The 20,411-nt window shown below is 70.6% G+C and carries 13 protein-coding genes; 6 read left to right on the forward strand and 7 right to left on the reverse strand.

What is annotated here, in order from left to right:
- Positions 1-66: 66 nt before the first annotated feature.
- Entirely contained in the window at positions 67-192 is a 126-nt protein-coding gene (locus V5F49_RS19880) for a hypothetical protein (protein ID WP_394115010.1), read from the reverse strand.
- Between the two features lie 181 nt (positions 193-373).
- Between V5F49_RS19880 and V5F49_RS19885 the strand changes: the two genes are divergently transcribed.
- Positions 374-1,783 (forward strand): hypothetical protein, encoded by a 1,410-nt coding sequence (locus tag V5F49_RS19885; RefSeq protein WP_394115011.1) that lies wholly within the window; start codon positions 374-376, stop codon positions 1,781-1,783.
- 149 nt (positions 1,784-1,932) lie between these two features.
- On the opposite strand, the gene V5F49_RS19890 is transcribed toward V5F49_RS19885, so the two are convergent.
- The 5 genes from V5F49_RS19890 to V5F49_RS19910 all read right to left on the reverse strand — a co-directional run bounded on the left by V5F49_RS19890 (position 1,933) and on the right by V5F49_RS19910 (position 12,928).
- Positions 1,933-2,391, reverse strand: coding sequence for a hypothetical protein (locus V5F49_RS19890; protein WP_394115012.1), 459 nt, complete (start codon positions 2,389-2,391; stop codon positions 1,933-1,935).
- Between the two features lie 169 nt (positions 2,392-2,560).
- A complete protein-coding gene (prfB, locus tag V5F49_RS19895) occupies positions 2,561-3,691 on the reverse strand; it encodes a peptide chain release factor 2 (protein WP_394115013.1) in 1,131 nt (376 codons plus the stop codon).
- Between the two features lie 102 nt (positions 3,692-3,793).
- Entirely contained in the window at positions 3,794-6,313 is a 2,520-nt protein-coding gene (locus V5F49_RS19900; protein ID WP_394115014.1) for an EAL domain-containing protein, read from the reverse strand.
- Positions 6,314-6,672: 359 nt separating this feature from the next.
- Positions 6,673-9,090, reverse strand: coding sequence for a penicillin-binding protein 1A (locus V5F49_RS19905; protein ID WP_394115015.1), 2,418 nt, complete (start codon positions 9,088-9,090; stop codon positions 6,673-6,675).
- Positions 9,091-9,784: 694 nt separating this feature from the next.
- Entirely contained in the window at positions 9,785-12,928 is a 3,144-nt protein-coding gene (locus V5F49_RS19910) for an Rne/Rng family ribonuclease (protein ID WP_394115016.1), read from the reverse strand.
- A gap of 853 nt (positions 12,929-13,781) precedes the next feature.
- On the opposite strand from V5F49_RS19910, the gene V5F49_RS19915 reads away from it, so the two are divergent.
- Positions 13,782-14,990 carry an N-acetylmuramoyl-L-alanine amidase gene (locus V5F49_RS19915; protein ID WP_394115017.1) on the forward strand — a complete coding sequence of 403 codons (1,209 nt, stop codon included), beginning with the start codon at positions 13,782-13,784 and terminating at the stop codon, positions 14,988-14,990.
- Positions 14,991-15,002: 12 nt separating this feature from the next.
- Here V5F49_RS19915 and V5F49_RS19920 read toward each other — a convergent pair whose 3' ends face one another.
- Positions 15,003-15,374 (reverse strand): DUF983 domain-containing protein, encoded by a 372-nt coding sequence (locus V5F49_RS19920; protein ID WP_394115018.1) that lies wholly within the window; start codon positions 15,372-15,374, stop codon positions 15,003-15,005.
- A 192-nt stretch (positions 15,375-15,566) separates the two neighbouring features.
- Between V5F49_RS19920 and crtY the strand changes: the two genes are divergently transcribed.
- The 4 genes from crtY to V5F49_RS19940 are packed head-to-tail and all read left to right on the forward strand — an operon-like array spanning position 15,567 to position 20,408.
- Positions 15,567-16,718: a lycopene beta-cyclase CrtY gene (gene crtY, locus V5F49_RS19925; protein WP_394115019.1), complete on the forward strand. Its 1,152-nt coding sequence runs from the start codon at positions 15,567-15,569 to the stop codon at positions 16,716-16,718.
- A complete protein-coding gene (locus tag V5F49_RS19930; protein ID WP_394115020.1) occupies positions 16,715-18,229 on the forward strand; it encodes a phytoene desaturase in 1,515 nt (504 codons plus the stop codon). Before crtY ends, V5F49_RS19930 begins: the two co-directional genes overlap by 4 nt.
- Positions 18,226-19,158 carry a phytoene/squalene synthase family protein gene (locus V5F49_RS19935; RefSeq protein ID WP_394115021.1) on the forward strand — a complete coding sequence of 311 codons (933 nt, stop codon included), beginning with the start codon at positions 18,226-18,228 and terminating at the stop codon, positions 19,156-19,158. Before V5F49_RS19930 ends, V5F49_RS19935 begins: the two co-directional genes overlap by 4 nt.
- A complete protein-coding gene (locus V5F49_RS19940) occupies positions 19,155-20,408 on the forward strand; it encodes a glycosyltransferase (protein ID WP_394115022.1) in 1,254 nt (417 codons plus the stop codon). The genes V5F49_RS19935 and V5F49_RS19940 overlap by 4 nt, the downstream gene beginning before the upstream one ends.
- The last annotated feature ends 3 nt before the right edge of the window (positions 20,409-20,411 follow it).

Below are 20,411 nucleotides of genomic sequence, written 5' to 3' on the forward strand. Positions count from 1 at the left end.
AAATCAGGAACTTTTATCTCATAGTACACTTTCTCAAATTGCGATTTTTCATGCCCCGACAGAAGCTCATTTCCAGTTATTACCTAAAGTAAAGCCGCGCGCTCGGCCGCAGGCAGCAACGAATTTCGTGCATTTGGTGCCATAGGTGAGGTAGCCTGCGGCGGGCTGTACGCTGGTTTGCTTCTGCGACATCACAAACTCCTTCACGCGTCACGCTCTGCCGGTAGAATGATGTAGAGTTGGCGTGTAAGTGGCTTGCAGGCGGGGCCTGTTGCGCGGTCCGATTGCGCGGGCCGCAGCCTGAGGGGGGCGGGGGATGGTGGTGCGGGGGCGTTCTGCGTGCGCGAGTCCGGGGTCGCATTCAAGTCGGGTCATGCCGAGTCTGTCTGGTCTGGCCCGGACGGCATGGCGGTCCGGCGCGGCGCTCACGCTGGCCGCCGGGCTGGTGCTGGGCATGACGGCGTCAGGCCGGGCCGAAGAGGAGCGCAAGCCGCTCCGCTTCGATAGCGGCACCCTCGTCGCGCGGCCGGATCCCCTCATCGTCGGCGCCGGCGTCCATTTCGGCATCGGCGGCAACTACAACTACGATCCCGAGAAGACCGCTAGGCTCATCCGCGAGATGGGCTTTTCCTCGGTGCGCGACGATCTCGTGTGGTCCCTGTTCGACCGGCCGGGCGTCCACGAGAACACCTCGCCGCCGACGCAGGCCTGGCGGCTGCACCGCTTCCTCTCCATGGTCGAGCTGCCGCCCCTGCTCATCTTCGGCCACGCGCACCCCAACGTGCCGGGCGGCGCGCCACCCTTCACCGAGGAGGGCCGCGCGGCGTTCGCGCGGTTTGTCGTGAAGGCTGGCAATTTCGTCAGCCGCTTCAAGCCCATGTTCGAGATCTGGAACGAGTGGAACATCGATCCGACGTTCAGCCCGCCCTGGATCATCGGTCCCGCCAAGCCGGGCGACCCGCGGGCGGCCGCGGATTACCTGAAGCTGGTTGAAGCCGTGCAGCCGGTGCTCAGCCGCACCTTTCCCAACGCGCCCGTCTTCATCGGCACCTCCGGATACGACCCGGACTGGAACTGGACCCGCGCCGTCTATGAGGGTGGCGGCATGCGCGGCTCCCAGGGCATGTCGGTGCATCTGAGCAACCATTGCGATCCCTCCATTCAGAAGCGCTCGGCCACCGAGGCGATCGACCGTGTGAGCCTGTTGCAGGCGCTGATCGGCAAGCCGGAGGCGCCAGTGCCGATCTATGTGTCGGAGGTGGGCTGGCCCACAGCGTCGCTCTCGCCCTGCGTCATCAGCCGGACCCAGCAGGCGGACTACCTCGCCCAGTTCGTCCTCTGGGCGGCCGCCACCCCGTGGCTGAAGGGCGCGTGGGTCTACGAGTTCAAGGACCAGGGCCGCCGCGAGGAGGAGATCGAGCACAATTTCGGCATGTTCACCTTCGACTACCAGCCGAAGCCGTCCGCCTGCAGCATGAGGGAGACCATCCAGCTGCTGAAGGGCGCCACCGCATTCCGGCTGGAGCGGCCGTTCCAGGACGTGTTTGTGGTGCAGATCGGCGGATCGCCCCAGCAGGGCGGCAAGATCCGCCTCGTGGCCTGGACCACCGCCGAGCGGGTGCGCGCGCGGCTCGTGCCAGGGGCGGACGTGAAGATCGAGGCGAAGCTGATGTGCGGCGCGCCCCAGCCCGAGGAGGCCGGGGGCTTCTCGCTCGGCCCGCAGCCGCTGGTGATGGACGTCACCAGCGCGGCGGCCGCGTTCGATGCGGTGCTGACCCGCTAGAGCCGCCTTCCGCTGGCTCCGGCTGACGGAAGGCGCTCCAGATGAGCGCTGCTCTCGAAGCCGCGTTCGGGGGCGGGCCGGCCTGCGGGAAGGCGGGCAGGCCAGACGGGCGGGTCAGGTGGGCAGCCCAGGCTGGCGGGCGGGTCGGCTCAGAAGGCCGGCGTGGGGGCGAACAGGCAGAGCGTCCGTCCCTCCCGCCGCCCGCCGATGGAGCAGCGGTGGAACTTGCCGTCCGGGCTCTCCGGCACGGCATCGCGCGGGAAATACTCGCCGGTGGCCTTGATGAAATAGCCCTGGCCGACAAACTCCACGTCCTCGGTGGTGATCTCGTAGCAATCCTGCCCCGAGCAGCAATAGGCGGGATACCACTCGTGCGCCCGCGCCGGCTGCACCGGCAGCGCTGCCGCGAGGCAGAGCGTGGCGACGATGCCGATGGCGCCGCGCGGTCCTTGTCCCCTGCCGCCTTGCGCGGGTTGGGCTCCATGGCCGGCCGGGCCACGGCCCGGCGCGGCTCCGGCGGCGGCGCGCCCGCTGTCCGGCTGGCGGCCGCCGGGTGTCCCGAGGGCCGGTTGCCCGCGTCCTGATCCTGCGGTCGATGATCGCGCCATGGCGGATGGCTCCGCTGTGTCGTGGACACGGGCGCATGAGCCCGGCGCGGCCGAAGGCCACGAACCGCCGGGCCCGGCGTCCTGTCCTGACCGATCAGGATGACGCAACTGCGCTGCCGCTCAAGGCCTTTCTCCGGCCCGTGCGGTTTCGCTCCCCTCGGGGAGGGCGTCAGTCCACGTCGTCGACGCTGTCGGGGCCGCCGCCATAGGCGCGCTGGGCGAGGGCGGCCTGCATGAACGGGTCGAGGTCGCCGTCCAGCACCTCCTGCGGGGTGCCGGAGGTGACGCCGGTGCGCAGGTCCTTCACCAGCTGGTAGGGCTGGAGCACGTAGGAGCGGATCTGGTGGCCCCAGCCGATGTCGGTGCGCGCCGCCTGCTCGGCCGCCGCTTCCGCCTCGCGCTTCTTCAGCTCCATCTCGAACAACTTGGCGCGCAGCATGTTCCAGGCGGTGGCGCGGTTCTTGTGCTGGGAGCGGTCGCCCTGGCTCACCACGGCGATGCCGGTGGGAATGTGGGTGAGGCGCACCGCCGATTCCGTCTTGTTCACGTGCTGGCCGCCGGCGCCGCCGGAGCGCATGGTGTCCACGCGCACGTCGCTCTCGTTGATCTCCACCACGATGCGGTCGTCGATCACCGGATAGACATCAACCGAGGAGAAGGAGGTCTGCCGGCGGGCGTTGGAATCGAACGGCGAGATGCGCACCAGCCGGTGCACGCCGGCCTCGGTCTTCAGCCAGCCATAGGCATTGTGGCCCTTCACCAGCACGGTGGCGGACTTCAGGCCGGCCTGCTCGCCCTGGCTCTCGTCCACCAGCTCCACCTTGAAGCCGTGGCGCTCGGCCCAGCGCGTGTACATGCGCAGCAGCATCTCGGCCCAGTCCTGGCTGTCGGTGCCGCCGGCACCGGCGTGGACTTCCAGATAGGTGTCGTTGCTGTCGGCCTCGCCGGAGAGCAGCGATTCGAGCTCGCGGCGGGCGAGCTCGGCCTTCAGGCCGTCCATGGCGGCGGCGGCCTCGGCGATCACGCCCTCGTCGCCTTCGGCCTCGCCCAGCTCGATCAGCTCCACATTGTCATCCAGCTCGCGCCGGATGCGGTCGATGGCGCCGAGGCCGTCTTCCAGCGTGGTGCGCTCCTGCATGATCTTCTGCGCGCGCTCGGGATCGTCCCACAAGGTGGGGTCTTCCACCATGGCGTTGAGCTCATCGAGACGCCGCCGCGCGCGGTCCACGTCCAGGTGGGACCTGAGCAGGTCCAGGGAGGCCTTGATCTCGTCGACCTTCGCGGCGAGTTCCGCGCGCATGGTTCATCTATCTCCGGGTGAGGGCCGCGGAAAATAGCGGCGGGGCGCGCGGGTGTAAACGCCGGGCGGCGAACGATCGCGGGAAGAGACCGGGACCGCGGCTCAGCACAGGGCGCTGGTGCGGGTCTCCAGCCAGCGGGCCACGTCGTCCGCGGCGAGGGGGCGGGCAAAGAAGTAGCCCTGCCCGGCATGGCAGCCGAGGGCCGCCAGCAGCCCCGCCTGCGCCGCCGTCTCCACCCCCTCCGCCACCACGGTCATGCCGAGGCTGTGGCCGATGCGGATGACGGCGGTGGCCAGCGCCAGCGCGTTGCGGTCCTGCTCGATGCTGAGCATGAAGCTGCGGTCGATCTTCAATTCCGCGATGGGCAGGCGGGAGAGGGCGCTGAGGCTGGAATAGCCGGTGCCGAAATCGTCCATGGCGATGCGCACGCCCAGCGCCTCGATGGCGCAGGCGGTGGAGAAGGAGTTGGGGTGCTGGTCCATCATCACCCGCTCGGTGATCTCCACCCTCAGGTCGCTCGGCACCAGGCCGTGCCGCTTCAGCGCGCAGGAGACGACCCCGACGATCTCGCCGCTGCGGAAGCTGTGGGGGGAGAGATTGACCGACACATGCGGCACCGCGATCCCCGCGGCGCGCCACGCCGCAACCTGCCGGCACGCCTGCTCGACGCCCCAGGCATCGATGCGCTCGATGAAGTCATACTCCTCGGCCAGCTCGATGAAGCGGGGGGGCGGCACCTCGCCATGGACCGGATCGGTCCAGCGGGCCAGCGCCTCCACGCCGTGGAGGGCGCCGGTGTCGAGCGAGACCTGGGGCTGGTAGACCAGCCGCAGCGCCTGGTTCTGCACCGCCTCGCGCAGCGCCACGGACAGGACGAGGCGGTCCTGCACCCGGCGGTTCATGTCCTCTGTGAAGAAATGGAACTTGCCGCGCCCGCGCCGCTTCGCCTCGTGCATGGCGGTGTCGGCATGCTTCAGCAGCGTCTCCGCATCCGCGCCGTGCTCGGGGAAGACGGCGATGCCCACGGATGCGGACATGGTGAGGTGCAGCTTCTGCGCCGGCACCGGCGCGGCGATGTACTCCAGGAGCCGCTGGGCGATGCGGGCGGCTTCCTCGGCGCCGCAATCGTGGATCAGCACCACGAACTCGTCGCCGCCGGTGCGGCCCACCAGATCGCCGGCACGCAGCTGCGCCTTCAGCCGGCGCGCCATCTCCACCAGCAGCTGGTCGCCGGTGGAATGGCCGAGGGTGTCGTTGACGTCCTTGAAGTGGTCCACGTCCAGCACCAGCGCCGCCACCGGCTGCTCCAGATCGCGGGCGGTGGCGAGCAGGCCGGGCAGGGATTCGATGAGCCGGGCGCGGTTGGGCAGGCCGGTCAGCGTGTCGACGCTGGCGAGCAGGGCGATGCGCGTCTTGGATTCCGAGCGCTCCAGCGTGAGCGCGCACAGGTCCGAGCAGGCGGAGACCACGCTCTCCAGCCACGGCGCGCCGAACGGCGTCTGCGAGAAGTAGAAGGCGAAGGTGGCCGCCACCTTGCCGCCGCGCGGCTTGATGGGGATGGACCAGCAGCCCTTGATGGACCGCGGCAGCGGCAGGTCGCGGAAGTCCGCCCACAGGGGACTGGTGGCGATGTCCTCCACCATGACGGGCTCGCCCCGGAAGGCGGCGGTGCCACAGCTGCCCACGCGCGGACCGACCGGAATGCCTTCCAGCGCCGCTGTGTAGTCGTCCGGCAGGCTCGGGGCGGCGAGGACGGTGAGGCGCTCGTCCGGCGTCACGCCGAGGATGGAGCACAGGACTCCGGGGGCCAGCGCCTCCACCCGGCGGCAGAGCAGCTCCATGATCTCGGTGACGTGCGAATCGGCGGCGAGCGCGGCCAGCACCTCGCGCTGCAGCTGCTCGACGAGACGGGTGTGGGTGATGTCCGCGAGTACGGCCACCACATGCTCCAGCAGGCCTGTCGCCTGATCGATCACCGGGGTAACGCTGACAGACACCCAGATCCCCTCGCCCGAGCTGTGCAGCCGCACGTCATCCGCAAAAGCGGACCGCCGGAGGATGTTACCCTCCATTCGCGAAATGAAGTTCGCGGAAGCCCCCCCTGCGGCAAGCAGCCGCGCCAGATCCTGCCCGCCGGGCGCGGGTGCCCCCAGCATGGAGGAGAAGGCCGGGTTGGCGAAGATGATGCGCCGGTCGGCGTCGGTGACGACCACGCCCCGGTCGGTGCGCTCGGCGATGAGGGAGAGCACGCGGACGTCGTCACGCGCGCTCTCGCGCTCCAGCCGGGTGCGCACGAACAGCACGTAGCAGGGGACGCCGCCGTGACGGATCCGGGTGGCGGCGACGAGGCTCCAGGACCCGCCGCCGTTCCGCTCGATCACCACATGCTGGTCGCTGCCGGCGATCTGGTCGAAGCCGATGCGGCGGTTGTGGTCGATGCCGTGGCGACCGAACAGCAGGGCGCGGGCGCTGCGGCCCACCATGGCATCGGCGGCGAGACCCCACAGGCGCTCGGCTGCCGGATTCGCGTAGGCGATCCGGTCCGCTTCATCCACCAGTACGACAGGCACCGCCTCCGCCAGCCCGGAGACGGAAGGCAGGCCCGCGATCTTCTTGCCCATCGCTTCGGCTCCAAGCCGGTAGGCAAGCGAGCGAACCGGGTATCCCCCAAAACCCGTCCGACGCCGCAAAACCCCGACAGATTACCTACCCTGACGACATTGTACAGAATGGAGGCAACTGTTCAGGGCATTGTGTGGTCAAGCAATGCACCCTTTGATTGTAAATACGGCCAAGGCTGCGCTCATGCCGTGCAGGCGAGGGGGCGCGATGTGACGTCGCCGGAGGGAAGCATCGGCGACATCTTCAGGCGTGGCCGAGCTTCAGTGTCGAAATCTACCGGTGCGGATGCGCCAGGGGAGCAATTCCAAAAGGGAACCGGCGGCGCGCGGCCACCGTCCCGATCAGGACGCCGGCCCGGTCAGTAGAGGCCGCCGCCGGCGCGCGAGGCGGTGGGCACGGCCTCGGGCGCGTTGGGATCGGTGCCGGAATAGCCCACCACGGAATAGCTGTCCGGCGGGGCGGTGCCCGGCTTGAACGCCTCCAGGATGGCATTGCCGTCGCCAGCGCTGGTGCGCTGGCCGCTCTTGCGGTCGATCCGCACCAGCTTGATGCCGGCCGGCACGCGGAACGGGATGGCCGGGCGGTCCGCGATGGCCACCTTCATGAAGTCACGCACCACGGGGGCCGAGATGAGGCCGCCGGTGGAGCCCTTGCCCATGGGCTTGGGCCGGTCGTAGCCGAGATAGACGCCCACCACCATTTCCGGCGTGAAGCCGATGAACCAGGCGTCCTTCTCGTCGTTGGTGGTGCCGGTCTTGCCGGCGATGGGCTTGCCCAGCTCCTTCAGCGCCGTGCCGGTGCCGCGCTGGACCACGCCTTCCATCATGGAGGTGATCTGGTAGGCGGTCATGGGATCGAGCACCACCGGGCGGCGGTCCACCAGGCTCGGCTCGGGCTGGTTCTCCCACTTGTCCGCCTCGCAGCCGCGGCACTCGCGCTCGTCGTGGCGGAAGATGGTGTGGCCGTAGCGGTCCTGGATGCGGTCGATGAGCGAGGGCGTCACCTTGCGCCCGCCGTTGGCGATCATGGCATAGGCGCCGGTCATGCGCATGAGCGTGGTCTCGCCGGCGCCGAGCGCCATGGAGAGCAGCGGCGGCATGTCGTCATAGATGCCGAAGCGCTTGGCGTATTCGGCGATGATGGGCATGCCCACGTCGTTGGCGAGGCGCACCGTCATCACGTTGCGCGACTGCTCGAGGCCGAAGCGCAGGGTCTGCGGGCCGTAGAATTTCTTGGAGTAGTTCTCCGGCCGCCAGGTGTCCTGGCCCTGCTGCTCCAGCTCGAACGGGGCGTCGAGCACGATGGTGGAGGGGGTGTAGCCGTTGTCCAGCGCGGTGGAATAGACGATGGGCTTGAACGAGGAGCCGGGCTGCCGCATGGCCTGGGTGGCGCGGTTGAACTGGCTTTCGTCGTAGGAGAAGCCGCCGGACAGGGCGAGCACGCGGCCGGTGGTGGGCTCCATCACCACCATGGCGCCCTCGATGGCCGGCACCTGGCGCAGGCGCCACTGGCCGGAGCGGTCGGCGAGCGGCTCCACATAGACCACGTCGCCGGTCTTCAGCACCTGGTTGATGGGCCGGCGCGTCCACTTGGCGCCCTCGGCCGGGATGAGGCCGATCTCGCGGTCGGTGGAACGGGCGCCCGAGCGGGAGCGCGGCGGCTGCAGGCCGATGCGCGCATTGTCCTTGTTGACGTCCAGCACCACGGCAAGGCGCCAGGGGATGTCGGTGAATTCCTTCACCTCGCCCAGCGCCACGCCCCAGTCCACGCCGGCGATCTCGATATGGGTGACGGGCTTGCGCCAGCCGCGCTCCTCGTCATAGCGCACGAGGCCGTCGGTCAGGGTCTTCTTGGCCAGCACCTGCAGCTTGGGATCGAGCGGCGTGCGCACGGAGAGGCCGCCGCCATAGAGCTTCTTCTCGCCGTAGCGCTCGTAGATCTGGCGGCGCACTTCCTCGGCGTAATACTCCGCCGCGAAGATCTGCGCGCCGGTGGCGCGGGGGGCGACGTCGATGCCGCTCTTCCGGGCCGCCTCGCCCTCCTGCGGGGAGACGAAGCCGTTCTCGACCATGCGGTCGATCACCCAGTTGCGGCGATCGGTGGCGCGCACGCGCTCGCGGAACGGATTGTAGTTGGACGGGGCCTTGGGCAAAGCGGCGAGGTAGGCCGCCTCCTGCACGTTCAGTTCCTCGACCGACTTGTCGAAATACACCAGCGCCGCGGCGGCGATGCCGTAGGCGCCCATGCCGAGATAGATCTCGTTCAGATAGAGCTCGAGGATGCGGTCCTTGGAATAGGCGCGCTCGATGCGCAGGGCCAGCAGCGCTTCCTTGATCTTGCGGTCAAGGCTGCGCTCGTTGGTCAGGAGGAAGTTCTTGGCCACCTGCTGGGTGATGGTGGAGGCGCCCTGCGCCCGCTTGTTGCGGCCGTAGTTCTGCAGGAAGTCGAGGCCGGCGCGGAAGATGCCGGTGGGATCGATGCCGCCGTGCTCGTAGAAGTTCTTGTCCTCGGCCGACAGGAAGGCCTCGATGACCAGCTTCGGCACCGACTGGATGGGAATGTAGAGGCGCCGTTCCTTGGCGTACTCCGCCACCAGCGCGCCGTCGGCTGCGTGGACGCGGGTCATCACCGGCGGCTCGTAGTTCTGCAGCTGGGAGTAGTCCGGCAGGTCCTGGGAGTATTTCCAGACGAGATAGGTCGCGCCCGCGGCGCCGGCGAGCAGCACCAGCGTGGTAAGCGCGAACAGGAACCCCAAGAACCTCAACAGCAACCGCATTTCGCCGGTTCCCTCCCACCGCGCCCGACCGGGGCGTGGCACCGCATTAGCGCGTCGTGACTGTCCTGCGAAGGGGTCACATTGCGTGGCCCGGCGCCGGAGCGCAACCTTCCCGGCGTCCGGCGACGCGGGATGATGCCGATCCTCCCCGCCGTCCGTCCTCCGCAACGAAGACTCGCGACCGGCACGCTATGCGGGGCAAACGTGGCCGCTTCGCGACGGCGCCTCGCCTTCCAGGGGCGCGGCCCGGTGTTTTGCCGCGCCGGGGCGGGAGCATCGGCGGCGCGGGACGCGGCGGCCGGATTGCGTCCGGGAGAGCGGGGGAGAAGGACACCGGGGAGACCGACCCGGGCGGCCGGGCGAGGGCCTGGCGACGGGCCGCCGGGAATTCTCGGTGACGCGCCGCCGGGGGATCATTCGCCGGCTCGATCGCGCCTGAAAGGGCGGCAATGTCTCTGGCGCCCCGGCCGATCCGTCCCTTCGTCGGGCGGGCTCTATCCGGCGGCTACCGATCGACACTCCCGGCAGGCCTGCGGGGCGGCGTATCGCCAGCCAACCCCGGGCGATCCGGCGTCCCGCGGTGCCCGTGCACCCATCCTTGAAACAGAAACGCTCCCCGGAGACCGGGGAGCGTTTTGTCTGTCGTGACCTGCCAGCCTCTGTGGCCGCCCCCAGCCGCGCCGGGGGCTGTCGTTCACTCGCCGAACAGCTTGCGCTGCCACCAGCCGGAGCGCTTGCGGGCCGGAGTATCGTCGCCGGCCTCGGGCGCCGCCGGCTGGGCCGCGACCGGCTCGGCGGAAGCGGGCTCGTCCGTGGCGGAGGCGGCAGGCGCGGTCTCGGTCGGCGCAGCCGTCTCGGCATCCGCAGCCTTGGTTTCCGGCGCGGCTTCGGTCTCGCCGGTGGCGGGCTCAGCCTCCGCGGCGATCGCCTCGGGCGCGGGGGAGGGGATGGCCACGGGGGCCTTCTCGCGCACCGTCGAGCGCCGGCGGGCAGGCTTCGCCTCCACCACCTCGGGCTCGGCGGCAGCCGGCTCGGCAGCGGCGGCCGCCGCCGGGGCCGGAGCCTCGATTGCAGCCGTGCTCACCGGTTCGGCCTCAGCGGAAGCCGCGACCTGATCGCGCGCCTCGTCCGATGCGACGGTCTCGGCGACGGGCGCCTCGCCTTCGGCAGAGCCGTCGGTCTCGGAGTCGGATCCTTCCTCGCCCTCGGCTTCGGACAGGTCGCCCTCACCTTCGCCGTCACGCTCGCGCCGGTTGCGGCGCCCACCGCGGCGGCCGCGGCGGCGCTTGCGGCGATCGGCGTTCTCATCGTCGCGCTCGGCGTCGGACCGCTCCTCCTCGGAGCGCTCCTCGTCGTCGCCCTCGCCGTCCTCGCCTTCGGCGGCGGCATCGTCCTCGTCGTCGCCCTCGGCGCCGGCCTCGCGGGTTTCCTCGCGCTCGCCACGCCGGCGGCGGCGCCGGCGACGCCGGCGGCGGCCGTTGTCATCGCCGCGATCGCCCGCGTCGGCGGACGCCTCGGCGTCGCTCTCCTCGGCGGCCTCGTCCGCGACGTCCTCTTCCTCCTCCTCGACATAATCCTCGTCGGGCAGGATGGAATCGGGCTGCACCACGGCGGCGGGACGGGGCGGGGCGGCCGGCGGGGCGGCCAGATCGCCCTTCTCGATCAGGAAGGGCTGGTGGCCCGTCACGCTCTCGTCGGCGGCGATGGACAGGGTGACCTTGAAGCGCTCTTCCAGCTCGCGCAGGTGGGCGCGCTTCTGGTTGAGCACATAGAGCGCCACCTCGGTGCGGGTGCGGGCGATGAGATTGTGCGTGGTCGCGCGCAGCAGCTGCTCTTCCAGCGCGCGCAGCAGCTGGAGCGAGACCGAGGCAGCGGAACGCACGTGCCCGGTGCCGCCGCAGTGCGGGCACACCTCGATGGAGCTTTCCAGCACGCCGGTGCGGATGCGCTGGCGCGACATCTCCAGCAGGCCGAAGTGGGAGATGCGGCCGATCTGGATGCGCGCCCGGTCGTTCTTCAGGCAATCCTTGAGCTTGCGCTCCACCGCCCGGTTGTTGCGCTTCTCCTCCATGTCGATGAAGTCGATGACGATGAGGCCGGCGAGATCGCGCAGCCGGAGCTGGCGGGCGATCTCCTCGGAGGCCTCGAGATTCGTCTTGAGCGCGGTGTCCTCGATGTGGTGCTCGCGGGTGGCGCGCCCGGAGTTCACGTCGATGGAGACCAGGGCCTCGGTCGGGTTGATGACGATGTAGCCGCCGCTCTTCAGCTGCACGACGGGCGAGAACATGGCGTCGAGCTGCTGCTCCACGCCGTAGCGCGCGAAGATGGGCTGGGCCTCGCGGTAGGGCAGCACGGACTTGGCATGGCTCGGCATGAGCATGCGCATGAAGTCCTTCGCCTCGCGGTAGCCTTCCTCGCCGGCGACGTGAACTTCGTCGATGTCCTTGTTGTAGAGGTCGCGGATGGCGCGCTTGATGAGCGAGCCTTCCTCATAGACGAGGCTCGGCGCGGCGGAGCCGAGGGTCAGCTCGCGCACCGTCTCCCACAGCCGCAGCAGATACTCGAAGTCGCGCTTGATCTCGGTCTTGGTGCGGTTGGCGCCGGCGGTGCGCAGGATGATGCCCATCCCTTCCGGCACCTCCAGGTCCTGCACCACTTCCTTCAGGCGCTTGCGGTCGACGGCGTTGGTGATCTTGCGGGAGATGCCGCCGCCACGGGCGGTGTTCGGCATCAGCACGGAATAACGGCCGGCGAGCGAGAGGTAGGTGGTGAGGGCGGCGCCCTTGTTGCCGCGCTCTTCCTTCACGACCTGCACCAGCATCACCTGGCGGCGGCGGATGACTTCCTGGATCTTGTAGGAGCGGGCGCGGCGCTGGGGCGCGCGCTCGGGCACCTCCTCGAGGGCATCCTCGTCGGCGCCGAGGTGCTCGATCTCCTCTTCCTCGTCGATCTGGTCGACGTCGCCGTCGTCCTCGTCGTCCTCTTCCTCGTCGTCCTCATCGGCGCGGCGGGTGTCGCGGGCCTCGACGGGGGCGTCGTCGCCCTCCAGCACGGGAGCGGGATGGCTCTCGGCCTCGGCGGCTTCCTCGCGGCGGGCCTCCTCGTCGTCGGCGCTGCCGTGGGCCTGCTCCTCGGGGGCGGGGAGGGGGGAGCCGAGGGGGGCGTCGGTGGCGATCTCGCGCAGCTCTTCGGCGGCCTCTGCCGCCTCGGCGGCGCTCAGCAGGTCGGTGACGCTGTGCGGCGTGGACACGGGTGCCGCTTCGGCGACCGGCTCGGCCGGCGCTTCGGGCGCGGTCGCATCCGCCTCGGCGGGAACCTCTGCGGCGGGAGCCACCTCGACCGAGGCGTCCTCGGCCGGCGCGGCCGCGCTCTCGTCCGCCGCGGCGAACTCGCCGCTCTCCTCCGCCTCGGCGGGGGCGTCGGTGACGATCTCGGCCTCCTCGACCGGGGCGGCAGCCTCGCTCACGCTCTGGTCGGGGCTGGAGCGCTTGGCGCGATTGCGGTCGCGGCGACGCTCCTTCAGGTCGGCCTCATCCTCGGCGAGGCGGGCGGCGCGCTCCTCCTCCTCGATCAGGGCGAGGCGGTCGGCGACCGGGATCTGGTAATAGTCCGGATGGATCTCGCTGAAGGCGAGGAAGCCGTGCCGGTTGCCGCCATATTCGATGAACGCCGCCTGGAGCGAGGGCTCCACCCGGGTCACCTTGGCGAGATAGATGTTGCCCCGCAGCTGCTTGCGGGACGCCGACTCATAGTCGAACTCTTCGACCCTGTTCCCGCGCACGACCACGACCCGGGTCTCCTCCGGGTGGGTCGCATCGATGAGCATCTTGTTGGCCATGGAATTCTCTCTTCACGGCGCCGCGGACAAGGGTCCGCGACAGCCGCCCGGGCGCGTCCCGTTCGGGAGCGGCCGGGCCGCTCGGGCGCCGGATGTGATGACGTGAGGACGAATGGGAGGAGCGGGCGCGCCGGGCCGCGTCGCTGCGGCCCCCGGCGTCGGGGCACACGGGGGCGCGGCTGGCGCGCCTGTCGTGCGGAGTAAATTCCATGCCCTCGGTTGCCCGTTCCTCGATGAAGGGTTCGCACCGGATGAAAGGCGGGCGCCTTGTTCCGGCCACGGTACACGTTCGCCCGATTCCCCTGATCGTCCCTCGCGGACCTTCGGCGGCGATCACCGGGCCTGCCGCTGCGCGCATGTGCGACGCTCGCCGCCGGGCTCCACGATCATGTGGTCGAACCTCCGGCGGCAGATGGCGGGAGCCCCGGGAATCCCGATGGGGGCGCGATTTGCGGCCGGACCGGGAGGGAAGGGACACCACCTGCGGCAGCCGCGGCAGCCGGGGCCAAAGAGCCTGTTCCGGAACGCGAACTGTGTACGGTCACCTTCTTACCCGCCCAACTTCCTGCTTGGCAAGGTTTATGCGTCTCCATGCCCCAGCGTCGCCTGCTGCGGAAGGGGCCCGGCGGCGGCGTCAACGGCGCGTTTACACCCCCGCCTTAACGCTGCCCCTCTTGGATGGCCCGATGGCCCGCCCGACCTTGGGAGACCGATGGACCCGCGACCGGACCCGCGCCCCGCGCCCCGCCTTGCCCTGCCTGCGCCCGGCCCGCACCGGCCCGCCCCCGCGCGGCGCATCGGGGCGATGGCGCGTTTGCAGTCGAGGATTGTGGCGGCCTGTGCGATCGCGCTTATGGTGTGGATTGCGGCCCCGCCTGCGGCCCAGGCCGCGCCTGCCGACGCGGCGGCACCCGCCGTGGTGCGCGACGCCCGGCTGGCCGGCGATGCCAAGCGCACGCGGCTGGTGCTGGACCTGGACCGCGCGGCGGAGTTCCGCGCCTTCACCCTCGCCGACCCCTACCGGGTGATCCTCGACCTGCCGGACGTCTCCTTCGCGCTCCGGCCCGATCCCGGCCAGCAGAAGCGGGGGCTGGTTTCCGCCTACCGATTTGGTGTGTTCGCCCCCGGCAAGGCGCGCATGGTGCTGGAGGCGAGTGGCCCGGTGGCCATCGACAAGGCATTCCTGCTCGATCCGGTGGACGACCAGCCGGCCCGGCTGGTGGTGGACCTGGTGCCGACCGATCCCGCCGCCTTCGCCCGCTCGGTGGCCTCGGCGGCCGAGCAGCGCACGGCCATGCCGCAGCCTGCTGTGGTCGCGCCCGCCGACGGCGATACCCGTCCTGTGGTGGTGATCGACCCGGGCCATGGCGGCATCGATTCGGGCACCACCGGCTATTCCGCCTATGCCGAGAAGAACGTCGTGCTGGAGACCGCGCTCGCCGTGCGCGACCGGCTGGAGAAGGCGGGCACCTATCGCGTCGTGCTGACCCGCTCCACCGACACGTTCGTGCCGCTGGGCGAGCGGGTGCGCATCGCCCGTGCCGCCCGCGCCGACCTGTTCCTGTCGCTGCATGCGGATGCGCTGGCGCGGGGCGACGGCAAGGCCAGCGGCGCCAGCGTCTACACCCTGTCGGAGACCGCCAGCGACGCGGACGCCGCGCACCTCGCCGAGAAGGAGAACCGCGCCGACCTCATCGCCGGCGTGGACCTGAGCGACGAGAGCGACGAGGTCGCCGGCATCCTCATCGATCTCGCCCAGCGCGAGACACGCAACTTCTCGGCGCTGTTCGCGCGCACGCTGGTGGGCAGCATGAAGGGCACGGTGCGGTTCCACCGCTCGCCGCTCAAATCAGCCGGCTTCCGGGTGCTGAAGGCCCACGACGTGCCCTCGGTGCTGCTGGAGGTGGGCTACATGTCCAGCGCCGAGGACCTGAGGACGCTGACCAGCGAGAACGGGCGCGCGCGCATCGCCGAGGTGATCTGCGCCGGCATCGACCAGTTCTTCGCGCAGAAGGCCGCCGGCCTGCACCAGCCGAGCGACGACGCCGTCGCCCGCCGGTGAGCCCCGCACCTCTCAGACGCGGCGGCCTTCCTCGGCCTTGTAATAATACTGGCTCGCCACCAGCCAGCCCTTCAGGGGGCGCAGAGGCGGTATGCAGGTGAGCAGAAGCAGGGGCACGGTGGTGACGAGATGCACCCAGTAGGGCGCCTCGTAGGCCACCTCCAGCCAGATGGCGAAGATCACCGCCGGGACGCAGGCGAAGCACATGACGAAGAAGGCCGGCCCGTCCGCCGGATCGGCGAAGGAATAGTCGAGCCCGCAGACATCGCAGGAGGGCGCGAGGGTCAGGAAGCCCTTGAAAAGGTGGCCCTCGCCACAGCGGGGGCACCGGCCGCGCACGCCCGTCTGCAGGGGCGACAGCGGGGGCCAGCGGTGATCGTTCATGGTGTCTCCTTGCCGGAGCGCAGCCCCGGACCCCGGAGGTAGGCTTCTCCAGCCCCCGCCGCAAGCGCGGCCACTGTCGCAGGGGAAAGCGGAGGCTTGGCCGGACGTTGGGCGACGGCCGGGGGTGACAGGCGCGGCCCCGGGGGCTATTCCGCAGCGATCGGATGGTGATCGGGAGGAGCGGCGCGCAGGATGGACATCGTCTTCGTCGGTGCCGGCCTCGCCAATTGCCTCATCGCCGCCCGTCTGTTCGAGCGGCGGCCGGACCTGCGCATCCTGCTGCTGGAGGCGGGCGACAGCGTGGGCGGCAACCACAGCTGGTCGTACCACGCCTCCGACCTCTCGCCCGCCCAGCACGCCTTCCTCGCGCCCTTCCGCACCTATGCGTGGTCGGGGCACGACGTGCATTTCCCCGAATTCTCCCGCGCCTTGTCCGGCGGCTATGCCACCATCTCGTCGGAGCGGCTGGCGGAGGTGATGAACGAGCGCCTGTGCGCCTCCATCCGCACCCGTGCCCGCGTGGCGGAGGTGGCGGCCGACCATGTGGTGCTCGATGGCGGGGAGCGTATCGCCGCCCGCGCGGTGGTGGATGGCCGGGGGCCGGAAGCGGCGCCCCATCTCGACCTCGGCTACCAGAAGTTCGTCGGGCTGGAGGTGCGCCTCGCCCGCCCGCATGGCCTCACCCGTCCCATCATCATGGATGCCCGGGTGCCCCAGCTGGACGGCTACCGCTTCGTCTACGTGCTGCCGCTGGACGCCGAGACGCTGCTGGTGGAGGACACCTATTACGCCGACGGGCCGGACCTGCCGGCCGAGGCCGTGCGCGCCCGCATCGCCGCCTACATTGCCGCACAGGGCTGGGCGCTCGACTATGTGGCGCGCGAGGAGGCGGGCGTGCTGCCCATCGCCCTCGGCGGCGATCTCGCGGCGCATCTGGATGCCGGCGCGCCGGGCGTCGCGCGGGTCGGCCTTCGGGCCGGGCTGTTTCACCCGACCACAGGCTATTCCCTGCCCGACGCCATGGGCCTTGCCGACCGCATCGCCGGCCTCGCGGACCTTTCCGGTCCCGCGCTCGCCGCGGCCGCGCGCGCCCAAGCACTGGAGAAATGGCAGGCGCGCGGCTTCTTCCGGCTGCTCAACCGCATGCTGTTCCGCGCCGCCGAGCCGGACCGGCGCTACGCCATCCTCGCCCGGTTCTACCGCCTGCCGGAGGACCTCGTCGCCCGGTTCTACGCGGACCGGCTCACTCTTTCGGACAAGGCCCGCATCCTCACGGGCCGCCCGCCCGTATCGGTGATGCGGGCGCTGTCCTGCCTCGCCGAGACCAGATCCGGTTCCGCATGATGCTTGATATCACTTCCTCCCCCCGCCGCGCCGCCGTCATCGGCTCGGGCTTCGGCGGGCTGTCCCTCGCCATCCGCCTGCAGGCGGCCGGCATCGCCACCACCGTGTTCGAGCAGCGCGACAAGCCCGGCGGCCGTGCGTACGTCTATGAGGATGCCGGCTTCACCTTCGATGGCGGGCCCACCGTCATCACCGATCCCACCTGCCTGGAGGAGGTGTTCACCGCCGCCGGCCGCCGCCTGTCGGACTATGTGGAGCTGATCCCGGTCTCGCCCTTCTACCGGCTGCTGTGGACCGACGGGCGCCAGTTCGACTACGTGAACGACCAGGCCGCCCTCGACGCCCAGATCGCCGCCTTCGATCCGGCGGACGTGGAGGGCTATCGCCGCTTCCTCGCCTATTCGCAGGCGGTGTTCGAGGAGGGATACCTCAAGCTCGGCGCGGTGCCGTTCCTGCATTTCTCGGACATGATGAAGGCCGGTCCGAACCTGGTGAAGCTCCAGGCGTGGCGCTCGGTCTATGCCATGGTGGCCCGCTTCATCCGCGATCCGCACCTGCGGGAGGCCTTCTCGTTCCATTCGCTGCTGGTGGGGGGAAACCCCTTTTCCACCTCCTCCATCTACGCGCTCATCCATGCGCTCGAGCGCAAGTGGGGCGTGTTCTTCCCGCGCGGCGGCACCGGCGCGCTGGTGAAGGGCATGGTGCGGCTGTTCACCGAGCTCGGCGGCACCATCCGCCTGTCCACGCCGGTGGACGAGATCACGGTGGAGGGCGCCAGGGCCACCGGCGTGCGGCTGACGGACGGCGAGACGCTTCCCTTCGACCTCGTCGCCTCCAATGCCGACGTGGTCCACACCTATGCGAAGCTCCTGCGCGGCTCGCCCCGCGGGCGCTCCTATGGCGCGCAGCTGGCGCGCAAGCGGCATTCCATGTCGCTGTTCGTCACCTATTTCGGCGCGCGCCGCACCTGGGACCATCTCCAGCACCACACCGTGCTGTTCGGCCCGCGCTATCGCGGCCTCGTGAGCGAGATCTTCAAGGGGCCGGCCCTGCCGGAGGACTTCTCCCTCTACCTGCACGCGCCCACCGTCACCGACCCCTCGCTGGCGCCGGAGGGCTGCACCGCCTTCTACGTGCTCTCGCCGGTGCCGCACCTCGGCAAGGCCGAGATCGACTGGGAGGTGGAGGGCCCGCGCTATCGCGACCGCATCCTCGCCCATCTGGAGCAGCGCCTGCTGCCGGGCCTGCGCGAGTCGCTCGTCACCAGCCGCATCCTCACGCCGTTCGGCTTCCGCGACGAGCTGAGCGCGCACCTGGGCTCGGCCTTCTCGGTGGAGCCGATCCTGACCCAGTCGGCCTGGTTCCGGCCGCACAACCGGGACGCGAAGATCACCAACCTCTATTTCACCGGCGCCGGCACCCATCCGGGCGCGGGCGTGCCGGGGGTGGTGGGCTCGGCCAAGGCGACGGCGGGGCTGATGCTGGCGGATGCGGGCGTGACGACCGCATGAGCGCAGCCCCCGACGTCCTCGGCGCCAGCGAGGAGGCCATCGCCAAGGGCTCCAAGAGCTTCGCCGCCGCCGCCCGGCTGTTCGCCCCGCAGATGCGGGCGGACGCGGTGATGCTCTACGCCTGGTGCCGCCACTGCGACGATGTGGTGGACGGGCAGGTGCTGGGCCACGGCCGCGTCAGCGCCGATGCCTCGCCCGCCGAGCGGCTCGATGACCTGTTCGAGGAGACGCGCCGGGCCTATCGCGGCGCCCCATCGGCCCATCCCGCCTTCGCGGCCTTCGCCGAGGTGGTGCGCCGCAACCATATCCCCGAGCGCTATCCGCTGGAGCTGCTGGAAGGCTTCCGCATGGATGTGGAGGGCCGCGCCTACCGCACCCTCGATGACACGCTGACCTACTGCTACCACGTGGCCGGCGTGGTGGGGGTGATGATGGCCCTCATCATGGGCGCGCGGGACGAGACGGTGCTCGACCGCGCCAGCGACCTCGGTCTCGGCTTCCAGCTCACCAACATCTCCCGCGACGTGATCGAGGATGCCGGCATCGGCCGCATCTACCTGCCGGCCGAGTATCTCGACGACGCCGGAATTCCCGCCGACGCGCTCGCCGATCCGCGTCACCGCGCGGCGCTCGCCGGTGTGGTGGCGCGGCTGCTGGACGTGGCAGAACCCTATTACGAGCAGGCGCGCATCGGCATGGCGGCGCTGCCGTTCCGGGCCGCTGCCGCGGTGGGCGCGGCGCGCGGCGTCTATCGCGCCATCGGCGTGGAGGTGCGCCGGCGCGGCTCCGCGGCGTGGGATGCCCGCGTCTCCACCTCCCGCGCCCAGAAGGTCGCATTCCTCGCGCGCGGCCTCGGCGATGCGCTCGCCGCGCGCTTCGACGGGGCGCCGCCACCGCGCCCGTCCAACCTGTGGACCCGTCCGCGATGACCCATTTCGCCGTCGTCGCCCCGCCGCTGCCGGGGCATTACAACCCGCTGCTGGTGCTGGCGCGGACGCTGACTGCGCGCGGCCATCGCGTCACCTTCGTCCACATGGCGGACGCCGGGCGTCTGGTGGCCGGCAAGGGCGCTGAGTTCGCCGCCGTGGGGCAGGCGGATTTCCCCGCCGGTGCGCTCGACGCCTATGTGAAGCGCCTCGCCAAGCCGACCGGCCTGTTCGGCCTGCTCGGCACGCTGAGGGCCACGGCCGCGCAGACCGACATGCTGTGCCGCGACCTGCCGGGCGTGCTTGCCGCCATTGGCGCGGAAGCGGTGATCGCCGACCAGACCGAGCCGGCCGGCCCCCTCGTCGCGCGCCATCTGCGCCTGCCGGTCATCTCCACCGCCACCGCTTTGCCGCTCAACCGCGAGCTGGGCGTGCCGCCGCCGTTCGTGCCCTGGCCCTACGACCCCTCCGAGGACGGGCTGTTCTGGAACAAGGGCGGCTACCGCATCACCGATTTCCTGCTGCGCGGCCAGCGCAAGGTGCTGGAGCGGCATGGCGCGGCGTTCGGGCTCGACCCGTTCGCGGACGGCGGCTTCTCGCCGTTGCTCACCGTGTCGCAGATGCCGCAGGGGCTCGACTTCCCCCGCACCGAGCTGCCGGACACCTTCCATTACGGCTCGCCCTGGCGCGATGCCACCGGCACGCCCCCGCCCGCCGAGCCGTGGACCGAGGTGTCGGGGATGCCCTTCATCTTCTGCTCGCTCGGCACCTTGCAGGGTGGCCGCGCGGACCTGTTCCAGAAGGTGGCCTTCTCCGCCCGCGACGTGGGCGCGCGGCTGCTGGTGGCCCATGGCGGCAAGCTCACCCCGGAAGAGGCGGCCGAGCTTTCCGAGCTCGCCGAGGTGCGTGATTTCGTGCCCCAGCAGGAGGTGCTGCGCCGCTGCGCCGCCGCCGTGCTCCATTGCGGCATGAACACCGTTCTGGACGCGCTGGCGGAGGGCGTGCCGCTGGTGGCCATGCCTATCGCCTTCGAGCAGCCCGCCACCGCCGCCCGCCTCGCCTATGCCGGTGTCGCCGAGGTGGTGCCCGCCGCCAAGGCCTCGCGCGCGCGGCTCACGAATGCGCTGCGTGCCGTGCTGGAGAAGGACGATTACCGCACCGCCGCCCGTCGCATCGCCGACGAAATGGCCGCCGGCGGCGGTGTCGGCCGGGCCGCCGACCTGATCGAGGCGGCGGTCGCGGTGGCGCGCTGAGCG

Source organism: Xanthobacter lutulentifluminis (assembly GCF_043194675.2).
Classification (GTDB): Bacteria; Pseudomonadota; Alphaproteobacteria; order Rhizobiales; family Xanthobacteraceae; genus Xanthobacter.